The following is a 20,093-nucleotide window of genomic DNA, read 5'->3' as shown; positions in this document are numbered from 1 at the left end:
GGTGATCAGCGTCGTCGAGGTGGACAGGACCAACCGCTCGGTACGGGCCGCCAGATAACCGAGCATCGTCGTCGGCGAACTCGGCACGAACGGCGGGTTGTGATGCTCACCGGTGGCGAACACGTCCAGACCGACCTCCTCGGCGTGCTGCGCGATGCGCACCATCGCCTGGATGCGTCCCGCTTCGGTGGGTACCGCGCCCGTGGTCGGGTCGGGAGTCACGTCCCCCACGCTGAAGATGCCGAACTGCACTGCGCCCTCCTCACCTCGCCGGCCGTCCTGTTCGCCGGTGCACCCGCTGGAACATCGTTGAAGTTTTAACTATTCCATGCCGGTCCACCGCAGCCGTTCACGGCGGCGCCGATCACACTCGGCCACACAGACCGGAATGGAGCGTTTACAGTCCGTGCCCGCCGGACCATAGTTCTAGGCGCACGCGCGGACGCCGACCCCTGGAGAGACGATCATGCAGAACAGGCTCGCCCGCACGGTGCGGACGGCGCTGCTCATCGGGGCGGGAATCGCCGTCACGCTGGTCCTCGTCCCCACCGCCATCAGCATCGGAACCGGCGGTTACCTGCCCGGGTTCCTCCGCCCGCTCGCCGCCGTCCTGTGGCCACTGGTGATCGTGTTCCTGCTCTTCGGCGCCGCCCTCGCCGGGTGGGAACGCATCACCAACACCGACAAGCCCGTCACCGCCCGGCGGCTCAACACCCCCTCCAACCGGGAGCGGTCGGTGCACAGCGCCGAGCGGTACGCCCGCGAACGGCTCAACGGCTCGCTCGCCGCCCACGTGGCCGCGCTGGTCGACGGCGACGAGGTGCCCGCCACCGTCGCCCGGCCCGCCGACGTCGTCGTGCAGAACAGCGCGGGCAAGAAGGCGAAGCTGCCCGCGGGCGCCGACCTGCCCGGCACCCTCGACGAGGCGAACGGCTCGCTGCTGGTCCTCGGCGCACCCGGCTCCGGCAAGTCCACCCTGCTGCTGGAGCTCACCCGCGCGCTCGCGCTGCGCGCCGCGGGCGACCCGAAGCGGCCCATCCCGCTGATCGTCGACCTCGGCTCCTGGGCCATGTCCGGGTGGCGCTGGGACGACCGCAGGCCCGCGCCGCCCACCGACTTCGGCAAGTGGCTGCTGCGCGAGATCGAACGCCGCTACAACATCCACCCGTCGCTCGGCCGGATCTGGCTGGAGCAGCGGCGCATCGGCCTGATGCTCGACGGGCTCGACGAAGTGCCGCCCGAATACCAGGAACGCTGCGTCACCGCGATCAACAAGCTGCGGGACGAGTTCGACGTCCCCGAGATCGTCGTGTGCTGCCGCAGCACCGACCACGAAGCGCTCACCGAGCCGCTGCAGCTGAGCAACACCGTCACCATCAACCCGCTCACCCGCAAGCAGGTCGTCGAGTTCTACACCCGCATCGGGCGCCGCGTCGACGGCATCCGCAGCGCCGTGCGCACCGACCCGCAGCTGCCGGAACTGCTCGACTCGCCGCTCATGCTGAGCCTGATGGCACTGGCCCACCAGGACCGGCCGCCGTCGGAGGTCCGGCTCAGCGGGACCCCGGCCGAACGGCGGCGCCAGGTCTTCGACGCCTACCTCACCGCGGTCCCCGCCCAGCACGCCGACGAACTCGGCTACCCGGCGGAGAAGGTGCTGCGCACGCTGCGGTTCCTCGCCCGCGTCTCGGCGAGCCCGCTGTGCAACGACCTCACCGCCCGGACCCGGCTGCCCAGCCTCGTCGCGTGGGCCAAGTACCTGCCCTCCAGCACCGTGGTGCACGTGTACGCGCGGGGGCTGCCCGGGGTGCTCGCCGGCGCCGTCACCGGCGTGACGCTGGCGATGGGGATGCTGCTCGGGCCCGCGGCAGCGCTCGTCACCGCGGCGCTGCTGGTGGGCTACATCGCCTTCCTCGACCACCTCTCCGGGCTGCCGTGGCTGCGGCCCGCGCAGCTGGCGCGCACCGTGCCGCAGGGCTGGACGACGGCCGCCTGCGGCTACGTGCTCGGGCTCGTCGTGAGCCTCGCGCTCGTCGGGCTCACCACGCCCGCCACGAGCTGGCTCGCCGCGCAGCCGTGGTGGATCGGCGTGCCGGTGGTGGTCCTCACCGCGTTCCTCACCATCATGAGCGCCGTCGAGGCCTGGTCGAAGATGCCCGGCAACAGCGCCGCGCTCGGCGCCGCCGGGGCCGGGGTGGTCGGGGTGACCACGATCTGGCTCGGACCGCAGGAGATGCTCACCGCGATGGGCATCGGCGTGGTGCTCGGCATCGTCGCCGGGCTGACCACCGCGGCCCGCGACGAGGTGTGGTGGCAGTTCGGCGACGACCAGTACGCGGAGTTCGACGGCAAGGGCTCGGCGTGGCTGAAGAACTCGGCACCGGTGGCCGCCGCGGCCGGGCTGATCGGGGTGGTCCCGGTGCTGTTCACCGGGACGCTGCTGGACGAGCGCGCCTTGGACGTCGCCATCGGCGTACTGGTCGCGGGCCTCGCCGCACCCGCCGCCTGGCACGCCGACATGTTCCCGTTCGACACCGCGAAGAACGCGGGCGCCGAGTGGCTGGCGCGGGCGATGGCGCTCAGCGAGCTGCCGGTGCGGCGGGCGCGGCTGCTGCGCGGGCTGGCCGGGTGCAGCCTGCTGTCCAACGTGGACGGTGGCTACCGGTTCACGCACGTGGCGCTGCGGGACCACCTGCTGGGCTACGAGCGGAAGCCGGGGAAGAAGAAGGACGCCGCGGCGGCCGACGACCCGGACGGGACGGCCGGCTCCGAGCCCGCGACCGCCGACGCGGCTCCCGCGGACGCCGAGCCCGGGTCCGGCGCGGCGAGTTCGGAGACCGCCAAGACCTGACGGTGGCGATGCCGCCCGCCGCGCACGATCCCCGGACGGCGCGCGGCGGGTCCTTGCCACACCCGCCCGCGCCTCCCCGGCACACCGCGATCGCGCGGCACCGGACTCGACGCACCGCCGTCGGCACCAATTCGCTACCCCGAATGGAGCAGTGATCGCGGAGGGGATACTCTCTGTGCTCGATCAGCACGTTGAGTGCCCGACCCGGAGGGATCACCTTGCCCACCTTGGCGCCACCCGCCCTCACCTACCACGTGACCTGCGACGACCTGCACGGATGGGCCGCCGTGTACCGCGACGGCGAGGCAGGCCGCGAGTTCCTCGGCTTCCAGCGGTTCGACGAAGAGGCCCTGCGCTTGCTGCGCGCGAACCCGACGGCGACCCGCGGGGACGACGGCATGCTCCGCTGCGCCATCCCCGCCTGAAGGCCGCGCACCGCGGACCCGGTGACCGGGGCGGGCGCACGATGTCAACAACGGCTGACTTGCCGGTGGCGCTTCCGCCGGCGTTCCGGTCAACGGGGGTTGACTTGCCCCGCCCCGCGGGCTCCGCCTGGCGCGGGTCGTCAGAGGAGGGCGAGCAGGGCACCCAGCGCCGGGTTGTCGTTGGCCCGGCGCCACGCGAGGTGCAGCTCCACCGGTTCCGGATCCGGGAGCGCCACCGGCCGCAGCACCACCCCGTCGAAGCGCAGCAGCGTCGCCGTCGACGGCACCAGCGCGATACCCAGCCCGGCGCGCACCAGCGCCAGCACCGTGTGCACCTGGCTCACGTGCTGGGTGTAGCGCGGCGAGACGTGCGCCTCGCGGAACACGCTCACCAGCAGCTCGTGGAAGTAGCGGGCCTCCGTCGGCGAGTACATCACCACGTCGGCGGCGTCGAAGTCCGCCGGGCTCAACCGCTCCGCAGCGGCCAGCGGATGCCCCGCGGGCAACGCCGCCAGCAGCGGCTCGGCCAGCAGCCGCCGGGAATCCAGCTCCGGGCGGGTGATCGGCGGCCGCACCAGCCCCAGGTCCAGCGCGCCCGAGGAGAGCATGTCCAGCTGCTCGCGGGTCACCAGCTCGCGCAGCACCACGTCCACGTGCGGCAGCCGCTCCCGCGCCGTCTCCAGCACCCCGCCGAGCTTCCCGTAAGCCGAGGTCGCGGTGAACCCGACGCGCACCACGCCCGCCTCACCGCTGGGCACCCGGCGCACCGCCAGCGTCGCGTTCTCCGCCTCGTGCAGCAGCCGCCGCGCATCGCGCAGGAACGCCTGCCCCGCCGGGGTCAGCCGCACCGCGCGGCCGCTGCGGTCGAACAGCCGCACCTGCAGGTCCCGCTCCAGCAGCTGGATCTGCCTGCTCAGCGGCGGCTGGGTCATCCGCAGCCGCGCCGCCGCCCGCCCGTAGTGGAGCTCTTCGGCCACCGCGACGAACCCGGAGAGCTGGTTGAGGGTGAACATGCTCGCCTCCCGCGTGCGATGCCTTTCGAGCATCGGACGATGCTCGATCGGAGTTGGACACGCATCGGTCGGGGATCTTAGTGTCACCGCTGGCGGGATGTGCGCGCCGCCAGGCCGTGCCCCCGCTCCCGCACCGCCCGGATCGAGGAGGACCCACCGCATGACCACAGGCACCACCGCCACCGACCTCACCGGGCGGATGCTGATCGCGGGCACCCCCGTGTTCGGCGACGGCGAGCAGATCCGCGCGATCGACCCGGCCACCGGCGCCGAACTCGAACCGGCCTACGCGCACGGCGGCGACGCCGAGGTGGCGCGCGCGTGCGCGGCGGCGGACGAGGCCTTCGAGACCTACCGCGCCACCACCTTCGAGCAGCGCGCGGTGTTCCTGGAGACCATCGCCGACAACATCGAGGCCATCGGCGAAACCCTCTCCGCCCGCGCCCACGCCGAGAGCGGCCTGCCGCTGGCCCGCACCACCGGCGAACGCGGTCGCACCACCGGGCAGCTGCGGCTGTTCGCGCAGGTCGTGCGGGAGGGCAGCTTCACCGGGGCGCGCATCGACCCGGCGCAGCCGGACCGCTCCCCCGCACCGCGCGCCGACATCCGGCAGCGCAAGATCCCGCTGGGCCCGGTCGCCGTGTTCGGCGCCAGCAACTTCCCGCTGGCCTTCTCCGTCGCCGGTGGCGACACCGCCTCCGCGCTCGCAGCGGGCTGCCCCGTGGTGGTCAAGGCGCACGACGCGCACCCGGGTACCAGCGAGCTGGTGGCGCGCGCCATCAGCGACGCCGTCGCCTCCTGCGGGCTGCCTGCGGGTACCTTCTCGCTGCTGTTCGGCAGCGGCCGCAGCCTCGGGATCTCGCTGGTCACCGATCCGCGCATCCAGGCCGTGGGCTTCACCGGTTCCCGCGGCGCCGGGCTCGCGCTGACCGCCGCCGCGCAGCGCAGGCCGCAGCCGATCCCGGTGTACGCGGAGATGAGCAGCATCAACCCGGTCTTCCTGCTGCCCGGGGCGCTCGCCGCGCGGGCCGCGGAGCTCGGTGGCGAGTTCGTCGGCTCGCTCACGATGGGGTCCGGCCAGTTCTGCACCAACCCCGGCCTGGTCATCGCGGTCGACGGGCCGGAGCTGACCACCTTCCTGGACAGCGCGGCCGAGGCGGTCGGCGCCGCCACCCCGACCCCGATGCTCACCCCGGGCATCGCCCGCGCCTACGAGTCGGGCGTGCAGGCGCTGGCGGACAAGGGCGAGGTGACCGTGCTGGCCCGCGGCCGGGAATCCGACGCGCCGCACTCCTGCCGGGCCGCGCTGCTGGCCACCGACGCCGAGTCGTTCCTGGCCGGGGACGGGCTGGACGACGAGGTGTTCGGCTCGTCCTCGCTGGTGATCCGCTGCCGCGACGCCGCCCAGGTCCGCGAGGTCGCGGCCGGGCTGGAAGGGCAGCTCACCGCCACCGTGCACGCCACCGCCGCGGACACCGCCGAAGCGGGCGCGCTGCTGCCCACCTTGGAGCGCACGGCGGGCCGGATCCTGTTCAACGGCTGGCCCACCGGCGTCGAGGTCGGCCACGCGATGGTCCACGGTGGACCGTTCCCGTCCACTTCGGACTCGCGGACGACCTCGGTCGGCACGCTGGCCATCGACCGGTTCCTGCGCCCGGTGGCCTACCAGGACCTGCCCGCGGAGCTGCTGCCGAGCGTCCTCGCCGACGGCAACCCCGAGAGGGTCTGGCGCCGGGTGGACGGCGAACTCGGCAAGCACTGACCCCGAGCACCGCAGCGGGGGGCCCCGCCACGAGCGGAGCCGGGCGCTGTTCACGTCGCGGACCGGGGGGGATCACGACGGGTGCGGACGTGCGGCGCGCCCCGGGACCACGACCGTCCCGCGCGGCTCCGCCGCCCGCCCCGCCACGGGAGCGATCAGGAGCCGGAGTCCTCGCGGGACTTGTTCTTGATGCGGGCGGCCTCCTTGCGGACCTCGGCCTGGGTGGCGCGCTCGTGCTGCAGCCAGTCGGGGTTCTCCGCCTTGAGCGCCTCGATCTGCTCGGTGGTGAGCGCCTCGGTGATGCCACCGCGGGCGAGGCCGCTGTTGGACACGCCGAGCCGGGCGGCGACCACCGGGCGCGGGTGCGGGCCGTTGCGGCGCAGCTCGCGCAGCCACTCCGGCGGGTCGGTCTGCAGGGCGTTGAGCTCGTCGCGCGAGACCACGCCCTCCTGGAACTCCGCGGGGGTGGCTTCGAGGTACACGTTCAGCTTCTTCGCCGCGGTCGCGGGCTTCATCGTCTGGGGGGTCTTGTGCGACGTCATGGGCCCAGGGTATCGACCCGGCCCCGCGGTACCTGCGGTGACGCCCGGTAGCCTGGCCCGGTGGCAGGCTCGGTCGGATCGTCGTCGTTCACCCTCGCGTACGTGCCCGGGGTGACCCCCGGCAAGTGGGTGCGGATCTGGAACGAACGGGTTCCGTCGGTGCCGCTGCACCTGGTCGCCACCCCGGCGGCCGCCGCGGCCGACCTGGCGCGCGGCGGCGAGTTCGACGCGGCGCTGCTGCGGCAGCCGACCGACCGCGACGGGCTGCACGCGATCCCGCTCTACACCGAGACGACCGTGGTCGTGGTGCCGAAGGACCACGTGATCACCGCGGCCGACGAGGTGGGGCCCGCCGACCTCGCCGACGAGATCGTGCAGCACCCGCTGGACGACACCCTCGGCTGGGAACGGCCGCCGGGCCGACCCGCCTTCGAGCGGCCCGCGAACACCGGTCTCGCCGTCGAGCTCGTCGCCGCGGGCGTCGGCCTGCTCGTCGTCCCCCAGTCGCTGGCCCGGCTGCACCACCGCAAGGACCTCACCTACCGGACGCTCACCGACGTCCCGCAGTCGCGGGTCGCGCTGTCGTGGCCGGAGGAGGAGACCACCGACCTGGTGGAGCAGTTCATCGGGATCGTGCGCGGCCGCACGGTGAACAGCACCCGCGGGCGCCAGGAGCAGACGCCGAAGCAGCCGGCCGCCAAGAAGCAGCCCGCGGCGAAGAAGCCGCCCGCCCCGAAGCCCGGCCGCGGCAAGGGCGGCCCGCGCCCCGGCGGCGGGCGCGGCAGGCCGCGCCGCCGGTCCTGACCCCGGCGGCCGATCGCGCAGCGCAGCGACGGCCCCACCACGCCCGGAGCGCGGCCGACTCCCCCTGATGGCGGGTCGCCGGAACCCCCGACAGGTCCCGTGCCGCCGCCGGACGGCCGGACAACCGGCACCGTCGATCGGTCCTTGCGGAGCCGAGCCGCCCGCCCCTAACGTTCAGGAAAGCGCTTTCCTGCATCACGCCCGGAAGCGCCGGACCAGCTCGTCCGACCGGGGTGCGACGAAGCACCCTCGACCAGATCGGAACCGTCCACAATGAACTCATCGCGAACGAGATCTCCCCGCCGCGCACTGGTGACCGCGCTCGCCGCCGTCGTGCTGCCGATCGGCTCCGCCGCACCCGCCACCGGATCCCCCGCCGAACCGGCGCGGGCCGGGACCGCGTCCGCCGAGACCCGCGCCGCCGAACCCGGCCGCGCCGCGATCAGCGTGCGCTCCGGCGACGACAACTTCGTGTCCTGGCGGCTGTTCGGCACCGACCCGGCGGGCACCACCTTCGACGTGTACCGCGACGGCACCAGGATCACGCCGGAACCGCTGACCGGGACCGGGCTCCTCGACCGCGGCGCGCCCGCCGACGCCCGCTACGAGATCGCCCCGAACGGGCAGCGGGCCGCGGCGAGCACCGCACGCGCCTTCGCCGCCGACCACCTCGACATCCCGCTGGACGTGCCGGACGGCGGCACCACCCCATCCGGCGAGGACTACACCTACAGCGCCAACGACGTCGGCGTCGGGGACCTCGACGGCGACGGCGAGTACGAGTACGTCGTCAAGTGGGACCCGTCCAACGCCAAGGACAACTCGCAGGCCGGGTACACCGGCCCGCCCCTCCTGGACGCCTACCGGCTCGACGGGACCCGGCTGTGGCGCATCGACCTCGGGCGCAACATCCGCGCGGGCGCGCACTACACCCAGTTCCAGGTGTACGACTACGACGGGGACGGTGCCGCCGAAGTCGCGGTGAAGACCGCCGACGGCACCGTGGACGGCACCGGCTCCGCGCTCGGCGACGCGGACGCCGACCACCGCAACGGCGACGGGTACGTGCTGGACGGCCCCGAGTTCCTCACCGTGTTCGACGGCACCACCGGCGCCGAGCGGCACACCGCGGACTACGTCCCGGGGCGCGGCGACCCGGCCGACTGGGGCGACTCCTACGGCAACCGGTGCGACCGCTTCCTCGCCGCCACCGCCGAGATCGATGGACTGCCCGTGCTCATCGAGGCGCGCGGCTACTACACCCGTTCCGTCATCACCGCGTGGACCTTCGACGGCGAGCTGACTCCACTGTGGACGTTCGACAGCGATGAGGCGGGCGAGGAGTACGCCGGGCAGGGCAACCACAACCTGTCCATCGCCGACGTCGACGACGACGGGAACGACGAGGTCGTCTACGGCGCGATGGCGATCGACGACGACGGGAACCCGTTGTGGAACACCGGGTTCGGCCACGGCGGCGCGCTGCACGTCGGCGACTTCGACCCGGACCGGCCCGGCCTGGAGGTGTACAAGGTCGACGAGAACTCCGACCAGTCCGCGTCCTGGCTCGCCGACGCCGCCACCGGCGAAGTGCTCTGGCAGACCGACCCCGCCGGCGACAACGGGCGCGGCGTCGCGGGCGACATCTGGGACGGCAACCCCGGCGCCGAGTTCTGGTCCGCCGCCGACGACCGGCTGCGCGACGCCGCGGGCGAGGACGTCGGGCCTCGGCCCGGATCGATGAACTTCCTGGTGTGGTGGGACGGCGACACCAGCCGCGAACTGCTCGACGACACCCACATCGACAAGTACACCGGCGACGGCACCCAACGCGTCCAGGACTTCGACGGCGTCGCCTCCAACAACGGCACCAAGGCCACCCCCGCGCTGTCGGCGGACCTGATGGGCGACTGGCGGGAGGAGGTCGTGTTCCGCACCGAGGACAGCAGCGCGCTGCGGATCTTCAGCACCACCGAACCCACCGAGCTCAGCCTGCCCGGGCTGATGGAGGACCGGCAGTACCGGCTCGCCGTCGCCTGGCAGAACACCGCCTACAACCAGCCGCCGCACCCCAGCTACTCCCTGGCGGACGCGGCGGCGCGGCGCACCGGAGACCCGCTGCCCTGATCCCGGCGCGGGGTGGTCGCGCCCGCGATCACCCCGCACCCGCCGGATCCGCCCCGCCAGGGCGGTGCCCGGTGCGACACTGCTCGGACCGGACGAATCGAGGCCGACCATGCCGGAACCCGCCACCACCGCGCTCGGCCGGGCCGGAGCCCGGCTGCTGCGCTCCCGGGCGCTGATGCGCGCCCCCGTCCTGCTGTACCGGGCCCGGCTCGGCGTCCTGCTCGGGCCGCGGCTGCTCCTGCTGGAGCACGTGGGCCGCAACTCCGGGATCGCCCGGCGGGTCGTGCTGGAGGTGATCGCGCACCCCGGACCGGGCGTCCACGTCGTCGCCTCCGGCTTCGGCGCCCGCGCGCAGTGGTACCGCAACGTGGTGGCGAACCCGCGGGTTCGCGTGTCCACCGGCCGCCACCGCGACCGGCCCGCCACCGCGCGGCTGCTCACCACCGCCGAGGCCGACGCCGTGCTCGCCGACTACGCGCGGCGGCACCCGCGGGCGTGGGCGAAGTTCAAGGACGTCCTGCACGGCACCCTCGGCGAGGAGGTCACCGAGCGGGACACCCCGCTGCCGATGTTCGAACTCCGGCAGCGCTGACCGGTCACGGCTTGCGGGCGACGGCGCCGTACATGGCGATGTCGGCCTCGTCCAGCGACAGGTGCTCGTCGTCGTCCGGGCGCCACCGGTGCATCTGCACCAGGCCCGGCTCGACCAGCTCCAGCCCGTCGAAGAACCGCGCCGCCTGCGCCTGGCTGCGCAGCCGCATGGTCTCGCCGTGCTCGTGGTAGACGTCGGCGACCCGGGCCAGCGCCTCGGGGGCGAAGTCGTCGGTGCCGATCGTCGCGGCCAGGTAGCTGCCGGCGGGCAGCGCGTCGACGATCCGGCGCGACACCGCCAGCGCCTCGTCGTCGTCCTCGATGAAGTGCACGATCCCGATCAGCATCAGCCCGATCGGCCGGTCCAGGTCCAGCGTCTCCCGCAGTTCCGGTGCCGCCAGCAGGGATTCGACCTGCCGCATGTCCGACTCGACGTAGGCGGTGCGGCCCGCCGACGCGCTCGACATCAGCGCGCGGGCGTGCGCGAGCACGATCGGATCGTTGTCGGTGTAGACGACCCGCGAATCCGGGGCGACCTCCTGCACGACCTCGTGCAGGTTCGGCTGGGTGGGGATGCCGGTGCCGATGTCGAGGAACTGGCGGATGCCGCACTCCCGGGCCAGGAAGCGACCCGCGCGGTGCATGAAGGTGCGGTTGGCCCGCATGTGCACCCGCAGCGCGGGCCACACCTCCAGGGTGGCTTCGGCGGCGGCCCGGTCGACGGCGTAGTTGTCCTTGCCGCCGAGGATGTAGTCGTAGATCCGGGCGCCGTGGGCGCGGTCGGTGCGCAGATCCACCTCCGCGCTCCGGTGCTCGTCCGCCATCGTGCCTCCCGCCTGCGTCCGGGGTTCCGTACCTGCGGCGCCGCCCCGACGTGCTCCCGGGTGACCCCGGAGCGCCGGTCGAGCGGCGTCCGCCGCGCGATCAGCATCGCACGACCACCCGCGCGCGGAGATCCCCGGGAGGCGGCGGACCGGGCTGCGACAGCGGACGGTGAGCGCGGTACCGCGAGCGGTGACGGAGCTTCCCCGGAAGGGCACGTCCTCACCCGGCGCCCGCCGGTCCGCGGTGGTCCCAGCGGGGGCGCACCACCTCCCACTCCCGCGCCCACGCCCGGTGGGCGCGGGCGTCGGCGACGCGGCGCACGAGGACCAGCGCCACCCCGCAGCACACCACCGAGCCGAACACGAGCAGCACGCCGACGCTGATCGCGGACGCCAACGCGCGGTCCGCGCCCAGCGGTGGCGCCACGACCGCGCCCCGGTCGTCCACCCACACCTCGATCTCGTCGCCCACCGCCACCGCGGCCGAGGAGATCTCCGCCCACCCGCCGTGCGGCCGTCCGGCCGCGTCCCGCCAGGTCACCAGGGCGTGGAACAGCACCCGCTGGGTCTGCGGCGACCCGCCGCCGAGGATCGTCATCCGCGCCGGTTCGACGAGCCGGGCGGTCACCGGGGTGCGTTCCGCGTGCTGCGCGGCGGACCGCTCGCCGAGCCGCTGGTGCATGCCGCTGCCGAAGGCGGCCGCGACCGGGACGGAGGCCAGCGCCAACCCGACCAGCAGCGCCATGACCGCGGCGGTCCAGCGGTCCAGGTTCCGGCGCAGCGGATTCCGCTTGGGCCGCAACGCTTGCGCCGCCCAGCGCAGCGCTCCGAGCACCGCACCCGTCCCCATCGCCTGCTCCCGCTCGCGCGTTCCGCCGACAGCACCAGGATCGACACGGTGCCCGCCCGCTCCCAGAGCCCTTCGGCCCGGCGCTCAGCTCGCCGCGTTCGCGGCCCGTTCGAGCACCGCCTTGATGTGGTTCATGTTGTTCCTGGTGGCCGCGTTGAGCCGCACGGTCATCGCGGCGTCGTCGAAGGGCGCCTCGGGCTTCACGGTGAACTCCTGCACCCAGCGCAGCACGGTGCCCGATTCGGTCTCCCGGTACGTCCAGTACAGCTCCATGTACTGGAACGGCCCGGTCTCCAGGCGCCGGGCGCGCACGCTGCGCTCGGCGACGTCGAGGACCCGCCGGGACACCCAGCTCCACACCTTGCCGTCGGCGTCCGGGTGGGTGGTGAGCCGGAAGTCGATGGTGTCGCCGTCGCGGCGCAGCACCTCGGAGCGGGCGTACTCGGCGAACAGGGTCGGCCAGGACTCCACGTCGTTGGTCCTGTCCCACACCAGCGGCAGCGGAGCCCGCACGGTCACGGAGTTGTCGGTCCGGGCCATCCTCAACGCACCTCTTCCGTCGTCGCGTTCACGATCCGCAGCAGGTCGGCGGGCGTGCCGAGCTCGACGACGGCGTCGTCGGGCAGCGCGATGCCGTGGGTGCGGCGCAGCACGGCCGCCACCTCCAGCAGCGCCAGCGAGTCGTAGCCGAGCTCGTCGAACCGGCGGTCCAGGACGTCGCCGTCCAGGTCGGCGAGTTCGGTGTCACCCGCGGCGGCGCGGATCGCGCTCACCAGCTGGGTCCGGGTCAGTCGCACGGGTCTCCTCCTCGTCCTCACGGCTCATGCGGTCACCACCAGCGCCGAGTTGAAGCCGCCGGGTTCCCTGGCCAGCACCAGCACCGCGCGCAGCGGCAGTCCCCGCGGTTCGTCCAGCACCAGGTCCAGCTCGTCCGGGGCGCGGCGGGTGCCGATCGTGGGCGGCAGGACCCCGTCGCGCAGGGACAGCAGGGCGGCGACCACGTCCAGCGGTCCGCCGCCGGAGTCGAGGCGCCCGGTCATGCTCTTCGGTGCGGTCACCGGGACCCCGCGCGGACCGAACACCTCGCGGAGCGCGTCGACTTCGGCCCGATCGCGATCCGGGGTGCCCGCGGCGTCGGCGAACACCGCGTCGATCGCGCCGACCGGGAGGTCCGCGTCGCGCAGCGCCGCCCGGACGGCGCGGGCCAGGCCGGGTTCGCGCGTCGAACCGGGCGGCGGGTCGAAGGTGGCGGCGTGCCCGGCGATCCGGCCGTGCACGCGCGGCGCCCCGCGCCGGGCCGCGGCCACGGCGTCCTCCAGGACCAGCAGCGCGCCGCCTTCGCCGGGGACCGCGCCGCTCGCCCGCTCGTCGAACGGCAGGTACGCCCAGCGCGGGTCGGGTTCGGTGCTCATCGTGCCGGTCGTGGCGCAGGCGACGAGGCCCCACGGGCACACCGAGGCCTCGAACCCGCCGGTGAGCACGAGGGTGGTGGTGCCGCGGCGCAGCATCCGCGCGGCCTCCGCGATCGCGTCCAACCCGCCCGCCTGCCCGGCGACCAGCACCGAACCGGTGCCGCGCAGGCCGTGCCGGATCGAGATCTGGCCGGTGTTCACCGCGTAGAACCAGGCGAAGGACTGGTAGGCGCTGACCCGGTCCGGGCCCTGTCCCCACAGCTTCTCCAGCTCCCGCTGGCCGAACTCGAACCCGCCGGCCGCGGCGGCGGTGAGCACTCCGAACTCGCCGTCGACGTCCGGCGGCACCTCCGCGTCGGCCACCGCCCAGTCGGCGGCGGCCAGCGCGTACCGCGTCATCCGGTCGGTCTGGGTGAGCAGCCGCGGCGGCAGGTGGCGGCCCGCGTCGAAATCGGGCACCTCGCCCGCGACCCGGACCGGGTAGGACGTGGCGTCGAACCCGCTGATCGGGTAGATGCCGCTGCGGCCGCTCAGGGTGGCGTCCCAGTAGTCGTCGACGCCGACGCCGTTCGGGGCGATCGCGGCCATCCCCGTCACCCACACCTCCGTCATCGGTCCCCCCGGGTGAGGACGACGGCGCTCTGGAACCCGCCGAAGCCGCTGCCGACGCTGAGCACCACGTCCAGGTCCGCTTCCCGCGGCTCGCCCGGCACGTAGTCCAGGTCGCACTCCGGGTCCGGTTCGGCGTAGTTCGCGGTCGGCGGGACCACCCCGTGCCGCATCGCGAGGACGCAGGCGGCGAGCTCCACGGAGCCGATCGCGCCCAGCGAGTGCCCGACCTTGGACTTGATGGAGCTGATCGGGATCCGGTGCGCGGCGGCGCCGAGGCTGCGCTTGATCGCGGCGGTCTCGTGCCGGTCGTTCTGCTTCGTCCCGGAGCCGTGCGCGTTGAGGTAGTCCACCCGGCCCCGGCCCGAGGCACGCAGCGCGGCGGTGATCGCCCAGGACAGCTCGCGGCCCTCCGGGTGCAGCCCGGTCATGTGGAAGGCGTTGCAGCGCCCGGCGAATCCGGCGAACTCGGCGTGCACCCGGGCGCAGCGGCGCAGCGCGGCGGCGCGTTCCTCCAGCACGAACACCGCCGCCCCCTCCCCCAGCACGAAGCCGTCGCGGCGCCGGTCGAACGGGCGGGACGCGTGCGCCGGGTCGGCGTTGTTCGGCGAGGTGGCGCGGATCGCGTCGAAGCAGGCGACCGTGATCGGCGAGATCGGTGCGTCCGCGGCGCCGGCGAGCACGACGTCGGCGCGCCCGTCGCGGATCAGCTCGGCGCCGTGGCCGACCGCGTCGAGCCCGGACGTGCAGCCGGTGGAGATCACCGCGACGGGTCCTTCGGCCGCGACCTCCCGGGCGACGTCGCGGGCGAGGGCCGCGGGCACCTGGTGGTCGCGGGAGCGCGGCGAGGCCAGGGCGTGGTCGACGAGCCAGGTGGACCCACCGCGGGAGATCCGCCGGTAGTCGCGGTCCAGGCTGATCGTGGAGCCGACGGCGCTGCCGATGCTCACCGCGGTGCGGGTCGGGTCCCGCCGCGCGAGGTCCAGTCCGCAGTCCCGGACCGCGTCGCGCGCGCAGGCGATCGCGAGCAGCACCACCCGGTCCCGCTCGGCGACCTCGCGGGCGGTGAAACCCTCCGCCACCGGGTCGAAGTCGACTTCGGCGGCGATCCGGGAGCGGAACGGAGCCGGGTCGAAGGCGGTGATGGTGCGGGTGGCGGTGCGGTCGGAGGTGAGCAGGTCCCAGAACCCGGCAGCACCGTCCCCGCCGGGCGCCCGCACGCCCATGCCGGTGAGCACCACCCGCCTGTCACCGGTGCTCATCCGCGCCGCCCGCCCCAGGGAGACCGCGCCATCGGCGGGCGAGGGCTCGGCGCCGAGCGCCGCGACGATTCACGTGTTCGCATGGGCACCTCTCGGATGAGATCTTCTCGCACCATCCCGGACGATTCCGCACCGATTTCCGAACACGATTCGATTCGGAATTCGGCGGTGCGCGGAATCGGAACCCCACTGCCCCGGACACGTCCGCGATGACGCGCGCAAAAGCGGCGAAACCCCTGGCCGGCGCGATTCCCGGTGCGCCGCGGAATCGTCCGCGGCAGCGCGGAAGAACTGGTGCGAATCGTCCTGCACCGGCGGCCCAGAAGTTACCCAGCGCACTGATCCAGGCCAACGGCCAACCGAGTGATTCGGCGCGATGAGAATTCATCGCGCCGAATCGGCGGTGCGAATACCGCCCTCTTCCCGAGCCGGTTTCCCGGCGGCGGAATCAGTCCCGCGCCACCAGCCGCCACAGCGACACGGTCTCGGCGGCCCGCGCCTCGTGCAGCGGGTCGTCGGTGTCGGCGGACCGCGGGTGCCGGGGCGCCGCGTCGCTGCGGCCCGCGACGGCGAGGCCCGCGGCGTCGATCAGGTCCAGCAGCTCCTGCCGGGTGCGCAGCCCGAGCAGCTCGGCCAGGTCGGACAGCACCAGCCAGCCCTGCCCGCCCGGTTCCAGGTGCGCGGCGAGCCCGGTGAGGAATCCGCGCAGCATCCGGCTTCCCGGGTCGTAGACGGCGCGCTGCAACGCCGCCGAGGGCTTCGCGGGCAGCCACGGCGGGTTGCACACCACCAGTCCCGCGCGGCCCTCCGGGTACAGGTCGGCCGAGGTCACCTCGACGCGGCCGGACAGCCCGAGCGCCTCGACGTTCTCCGCCGCGCAGGCCAGCGCGCGCTCGTCGAGCTCGGTGGCGACCACCCGGCCCACCCCGCGGCGGGCGAGCAGCGCGGCCAGCACGCCGGTGCCGGTGCCGAGGTCGAACGCGGTCCCCACCGGCGGCAGCGGTTCGGCGGCGATCAGCTCCAGGTAGTCGGAGCGCAGCGGGGCGAACACGCCGTAGTGCGGGTGGATCCGCGCGTCCAGCGCGGGGATCTCGATGCCGTTGCGGCGCCACTCGTGCGCGCCGATGATGCCGAGCAGTTCCCGCAGCGACAGCACGAACGGCTCGTCCGCGGGGCAACCCGCGGCCAGGCAGGCGTCCCGGACCTCCGGCGCGCGGCGCAGCGGCACCTCGCACCCGGCATCGACGGGGATCAGCAGCATGCCCAGCAGCCGGGACCGCTGCGCCTGGCGCTGCCGGTACCGGTGGAAGGTCTGCGCGGGGGTGTCCATCTCGGCGAGCGGCTTGCGGTCCACCCGCCGGGTCATCGCGGTGAGCAGGTTGCGCGCGCCGTGGAAGTCGCCCCGCCACAGGAAAGCGGTGCCTTCCGCCGCCTGGCTGTGCGCGTCGTCCGCGCGGAGCCGGTCGTCGGCGACCACCACCCGCCGCGGTGGCGGCGCATCGTTCTCCGAGCGCCAGATCGCCGAACGCGGCTCCCCTCGCTCGGTCCACTCCAGCATCGGCAACGGGGTGTTCGGCAACGCGGTTCTCTTCTCGTCGAACGTACGGCCGTCCATCGTATCGCCCGTGCTCAGCGCCGACGGCGGCAGCACCGCCAGGCCGCCACCCCATCCGGTGATCTTGGCCGGATCCCCCGCCGCGGCCACACCGACCAGCCCAAGATCGACTTCGGGTACGTGCCACCGGGCCGGACCACTCGCTTGGCGGGCATCGCGCCGACCGAGGCACTGCGTACGGTGCAGGAAGGGGGTGATTCGTGTCGTGTCCGGCACCGAAGACCCACCAGGGATCTTCCCGCTCGTGCAGCCGGGAACCGGGCCATCGGCCACGAACGCGCTCTCCGGCACCGCGCACGGGCCGGTGGTGCAGGCCGGCTCGATCGGCCAGATCCACTTCCACCGCGGTCCGGAGCGCGGCGTGCCCCGGCAACTGGCTCCCGCCCCCGCGCACTTCACCAACCGGGACGCTGAACTGGACGAGCTGGACCGGCCGGTGGCGCACCCGGATCGCTGCGGGCTCGTGGTGCTGTCCGGGTTCGGCGGTGTCGGCAAGACAGCACTGGCGCTGTCCTGGCTGCACCGCGCCCGAGACCGGTTCGCCGACGGGCAGCTGTACGCGGACCTCTCCGGCGCGGACGCGGGCCGACCGGCCGACCCGGCCACGGTCCTCGGTGATTTCCTGCGGGCGCTCGGTGTCCCACCGGAAGAACTGCCCGCCGGGACCGGACCTCGGGCGGCGTGGTTCCGCTCCTCGGTGGCCGGCAGGTCGGTGGCGATCCTGCTCGACAACGCTTGGACCGCCGCGCAGGTCCGCGCGTTGCTGCCCGCCGCGCCGAGCTGCACCGTTGTGGTCACCACCCGTCGGATGCTGCGCTCCCTGCTCGTCGATGGAGCCCGGTTCATCGACGTGGGCCCGCTCAACGCGGACGCGTCGCGGACACTGCTGCTCAAGGCCGTCGGCAGGCAACGGATATCCGCGGAACCGGAGCCGGCGCGGGAACTCGTCCGGCTGTGCGGCGGCCTGCCGATCGCACTGTCGGTGACCGCCGCCCGGCTGGCTTCGCGACGACTGCTGCGGTTGGGCGAGACGGTGGCGGAACTGCAGCAGGAGCAAAGGCGGCTCGGCCTGCTCTCGCGCGGCGAGGAGGTATCGGTGCGTTCGGTCTTCGACGCGTCCTACCAAGAACTCCCCGACCCGGCCCGGTGGACGTACCGGGCGATGGGCCTGCATCCCGGCCCGGAGTTCGACCGCGCGGTGATGGCCGCCGCGACCGGGCTCGGCCGGGCCGCGCTGGACGAACCGCTGGAGGCATTGCAGGAGGCGCACCTGCTGCAAGAAGTGCGCGGCGGCCGGTACCGGTTCCACGACCTGATCCGGTTGCACGCCAAGGAGAAGGCGGACGTGACCGACACCGCCGAACGGCGCGCCGAGGTGCTCCTGCGCATCGTCGAGCACTACGTCCGGCGCGCCGGGCAGGCCGCCGCGCTCTGCACCCCGCACCTGCGCGGCGCGGCCTACGAATTCGCGTTCCCGGAGGCGGATTCCGCCGAGTTCGCCGACCGCGGGCAGGCGCTGGACTGGCTGGAGCAGGAACGCGCCAACCTGGTCGGGGCGGTGCGCGCGGCCGCGGACGGCGGGCTTCTCGCGGCGGCCTGGCAGCTGGGTTACCTGCTCTGGCCGCTGTTCCGGTACCGCGGCCACCACGCGGACTGGCGCGCGGTAGACGAGGCGTGCCTGGCCGCGGCTCGCGAGCTCGGCGAGCCCGAGCTGGAGGCGCGCACCGCGCGCAGGCTGGCGATGCTGCACCACCGGCACGCCGAATGGGCGGTGGCGGACCGGTTGCTGCACCGGTGCGCCGAACTGCACGCCCGCAGCGGGGACGCCTACGGCGCGGCCGACACGGCCGACGCCCAGGCCGTGCTAGCACTGGCCCGCGGCGACGCCCTCGCGGCCCGGGCCTCCGCGCAGCACGCCGAAACAGGTTTCGCCACCGCCGGATTCCCCCGGAAGGCCGCGCTGGCGAGGTTGCTCTCCGGGCAGGCCGGCGTGCGGATCGGCGAGGTCGCCACCGGGCTCACCGAGGTGCGCGCCGCGACCGCACTGCTGCGCGAGCACCGGGCGCAGGACCCGTTCAACGCCGCCCGCGCCCGGCTCGTGCTCGGCGAGTCACTGGTCACCGCCGGTGAGGTCGCCGAGGCCGCCGCCGAGATCGATGCGGGCGCCACCGAGATGGACGAGCTGGACTCCCCCGTCGGCCAGGCGCTCGCGCACAGCGCGCGCGCCGAACTCGCCGCCGCGCGAGGGCATCCGGCCGACGAACGGCGACAACTCGCCGCGGCGCTGCGCCTGTTCGAGCACCAGGGCGACGAGGCCGCCGCCGCACCGCTGCGCGGCCGGCTCACCGGTCCCAGCGGTCCAGCGTGACCCGCACCGGGTGCCGTTGCCGCAGTCGCGCCAGCTCCGTCGCGGTCAGCGCCACCCCGGACGGGAACCGGTGCCCGATGCGCCAGCCCGCGTAGAGCACCGCGTCCGGGAGTGCTTCGGCCGCGTTCCCGGTGCTCAACCAGCCGTGCAGGAACGCGGCGAACAGCGAGTCCCCGGCGCTGGAGGTGTTGCACACTCCCAGCGGGGCCACCGCCTCCGCGCGCACCAGCCTGCCGTCGCGCAGCCCCAGCACGCAGCCCAGCGGCCCGCGCCCCACCGCCGCGACCAGGCAGCCCGGGTAGCGGTCGAAGATCCGCGCGAGCCAGCGCTCCGCACTGCACGGCAACCGCTCGTGCGAGCAGAACACGACGTCGGCGACCTCCAGCCACGGCCCGTAGTAGTCGTCCTCCACGTCGGCGATCACGTTGACGTCCACCGCGATCGGCACCCCGTGCAGCACCGCCGCGGCCAGCAGCGGTCGGGTGAACGGCGTGCTGGTCAGCACGGCCAGGTCGGCGCCGCGCACCATCTCGGTGAACACCTCCTCCGGGTACTGCACGGCGGCGATCCTCGTCGAGTGCGACAGCACCGCCCGCCGCCCGTCCGGGGCGACCAGCACCGCGGCTTCGGCGGACACCCCGAGGTCCACCACGCCCCGCCCGTCCAGCCCGTGCTCGCGGAGGCGCCCGCGGATCAGGGAGCCGATCGCGTCCCGGCCCGCCACCGTGCACAGCTCCACCTCGTCGCCCAGCGCCCGCAGGATCGTCGAGATGTGCCCGGCGGCCCCACCGAGCCCGCTCGCGAGCCAGCGCGGATCCCATCCGCTCGCGGCGGTGTCCACGGCCGGCTCTCCGACCCCGATGTTGATGCCCCAGCTCGCCACTCCGGCGACCACGATCCGGTTCCCCATCGGATTGCTCCCTCCCGTCGCTGCGGGCGACCGCACCACCCGCTGCACCCCACGGTGCGGGACCGGGGTGGAACGCCCGCTGGAGCAGCGGGAGGTACGTCCGCTGGACGGTGAACCGGACCGCCGTA

18 protein-coding genes are annotated in these 20,093 nt (G+C 74.1%); 7 read left to right on the top strand and 11 right to left on the bottom strand.

What is annotated here, in order from left to right:
• A partial coding sequence (locus LCD31_RS10170; protein ID WP_224957541.1) for an LLM class flavin-dependent oxidoreductase occupies positions 1 to 252 on the bottom strand: 252 nt, incomplete at its 3' end.
• A gap of 214 nt (positions 253 to 466) precedes the next feature.
• Here LCD31_RS10170 and LCD31_RS10165 point away from each other — a divergent pair.
• Together LCD31_RS10165 and LCD31_RS10160 are read left to right on the top strand one after the other, a co-directional pair.
• The gene (locus tag LCD31_RS10165) at positions 467 to 2,851 is read left to right on the top strand and encodes a hypothetical protein (RefSeq protein ID WP_224957539.1); all 2,385 of its coding nucleotides are present in this window, start codon (positions 467 to 469) and stop codon (positions 2,849 to 2,851) included.
• Between the two features lie 227 nt (positions 2,852 to 3,078).
• Positions 3,079 to 3,276: a hypothetical protein gene (locus tag LCD31_RS10160; RefSeq protein WP_224957537.1), complete on the top strand. Its 198-nt coding sequence runs from the start codon at positions 3,079 to 3,081 to the stop codon at positions 3,274 to 3,276.
• Positions 3,277 to 3,416: 140 nt separating this feature from the next.
• On the opposite strand, the gene LCD31_RS10155 is transcribed toward LCD31_RS10160, so the two are convergent.
• Entirely contained in the window at positions 3,417 to 4,289 is an 873-nt protein-coding gene (locus LCD31_RS10155; RefSeq protein WP_224957544.1) for a LysR substrate-binding domain-containing protein, read from the bottom strand.
• A 160-nt stretch (positions 4,290 to 4,449) separates the two neighbouring features.
• Between LCD31_RS10155 and LCD31_RS10150 the strand changes: the two genes are divergently transcribed.
• Positions 4,450 to 6,051: an aldehyde dehydrogenase (NADP(+)) gene (locus tag LCD31_RS10150; protein ID WP_224957536.1), complete on the top strand. Its 1,602-nt coding sequence runs from the start codon at positions 4,450 to 4,452 to the stop codon at positions 6,049 to 6,051.
• A 155-nt stretch (positions 6,052 to 6,206) separates the two neighbouring features.
• Here LCD31_RS10150 and LCD31_RS10145 read toward each other — a convergent pair whose 3' ends face one another.
• Positions 6,207 to 6,593 (bottom strand): DUF5997 family protein, encoded by a 387-nt coding sequence (locus LCD31_RS10145; protein WP_224957535.1) that lies wholly within the window; start codon positions 6,591 to 6,593, stop codon positions 6,207 to 6,209.
• A 60-nt stretch (positions 6,594 to 6,653) separates the two neighbouring features.
• On the opposite strand from LCD31_RS10145, the gene LCD31_RS10140 reads away from it, so the two are divergent.
• The 3 genes from LCD31_RS10140 to LCD31_RS10130 all read left to right on the top strand — a co-directional run bounded on the left by LCD31_RS10140 (position 6,654) and on the right by LCD31_RS10130 (position 10,116).
• Complete coding sequence (locus tag LCD31_RS10140; protein ID WP_224957534.1) at positions 6,654 to 7,397, top strand: LysR substrate-binding domain-containing protein; 744 nt, start codon at positions 6,654 to 6,656, stop codon at positions 7,395 to 7,397.
• A gap of 273 nt (positions 7,398 to 7,670) precedes the next feature.
• A complete protein-coding gene (locus LCD31_RS10135) occupies positions 7,671 to 9,524 on the top strand; it encodes a rhamnogalacturonan lyase (protein ID WP_224957533.1) in 1,854 nt (617 codons plus the stop codon).
• Positions 9,525 to 9,633: 109 nt separating this feature from the next.
• Entirely contained in the window at positions 9,634 to 10,116 is a 483-nt protein-coding gene (locus LCD31_RS10130) for a nitroreductase family deazaflavin-dependent oxidoreductase (RefSeq protein ID WP_224957532.1), read from the top strand.
• 4 nt (positions 10,117 to 10,120) lie between these two features.
• Here LCD31_RS10130 and LCD31_RS10125 read toward each other — a convergent pair whose 3' ends face one another.
• The 7 genes from LCD31_RS10125 to LCD31_RS10095 form a co-directional block, all read right to left on the bottom strand.
• The gene (locus tag LCD31_RS10125; protein WP_224957531.1) at positions 10,121 to 10,939 is read right to left on the bottom strand and encodes an SAM-dependent methyltransferase; all 819 of its coding nucleotides are present in this window, start codon (positions 10,937 to 10,939) and stop codon (positions 10,121 to 10,123) included.
• A 220-nt stretch (positions 10,940 to 11,159) separates the two neighbouring features.
• Positions 11,160 to 11,789 (bottom strand): hypothetical protein, encoded by a 630-nt coding sequence (locus LCD31_RS10120; RefSeq protein ID WP_224957530.1) that lies wholly within the window; start codon positions 11,787 to 11,789, stop codon positions 11,160 to 11,162.
• An 84-nt stretch (positions 11,790 to 11,873) separates the two neighbouring features.
• Positions 11,874 to 12,329 (bottom strand): SRPBCC family protein, encoded by a 456-nt coding sequence (locus LCD31_RS10115; protein WP_224957529.1) that lies wholly within the window; start codon positions 12,327 to 12,329, stop codon positions 11,874 to 11,876.
• Positions 12,330 to 12,331: 2 nt separating this feature from the next.
• Complete coding sequence (locus tag LCD31_RS10110; protein ID WP_224957528.1) at positions 12,332 to 12,586, bottom strand: acyl carrier protein; 255 nt, start codon at positions 12,584 to 12,586, stop codon at positions 12,332 to 12,334.
• 24 nt (positions 12,587 to 12,610) lie between these two features.
• Positions 12,611 to 13,813: a ketosynthase chain-length factor gene (locus LCD31_RS10105; RefSeq protein WP_224957527.1), complete on the bottom strand. Its 1,203-nt coding sequence runs from the start codon at positions 13,811 to 13,813 to the stop codon at positions 12,611 to 12,613.
• A complete protein-coding gene (locus LCD31_RS10100; protein WP_224957526.1) occupies positions 13,810 to 15,072 on the bottom strand; it encodes a beta-ketoacyl synthase in 1,263 nt (420 codons plus the stop codon). The genes LCD31_RS10105 and LCD31_RS10100 overlap by 4 nt, the downstream gene beginning before the upstream one ends.
• Before the next feature lie 448 nt (positions 15,073 to 15,520).
• On the bottom strand, positions 15,521 to 16,630 hold the full coding sequence (locus LCD31_RS10095; protein WP_224957543.1) for a class I SAM-dependent methyltransferase: 1,110 nt from the start codon (positions 16,628 to 16,630) through the stop codon (positions 15,521 to 15,523).
• Between the two features lie 262 nt (positions 16,631 to 16,892).
• Here LCD31_RS10095 and LCD31_RS10090 point away from each other — a divergent pair, with 262 nt between their 5' ends.
• Complete coding sequence (locus LCD31_RS10090; protein ID WP_224957525.1) at positions 16,893 to 19,055, top strand: NB-ARC domain-containing protein; 2,163 nt, start codon at positions 16,893 to 16,895, stop codon at positions 19,053 to 19,055.
• Here the strand turns inward: LCD31_RS10090 and LCD31_RS10085 are convergent.
• On the bottom strand, positions 19,030 to 19,965 hold the full coding sequence (locus LCD31_RS10085) for a carbohydrate kinase family protein (RefSeq protein WP_224957524.1): 936 nt from the start codon (positions 19,963 to 19,965) through the stop codon (positions 19,030 to 19,032). The two genes, LCD31_RS10090 and LCD31_RS10085, sit on opposite strands and share 26 nt — an antisense overlap.
• Positions 19,966 to 20,093 lie beyond the last annotated feature (128 nt).

Origin of the sequence: Saccharopolyspora sp. 6M (genome assembly GCF_020176775.1) — a bacterium.
Lineage (GTDB): Bacteria > Actinomycetota > Actinomycetes > Mycobacteriales > Pseudonocardiaceae > Saccharopolyspora_C > Saccharopolyspora_C gregorii.
The sequence above is the reverse complement of the archived record's forward strand: the minus strand, read 5'-3'. Positions and strand labels throughout refer to the sequence as shown.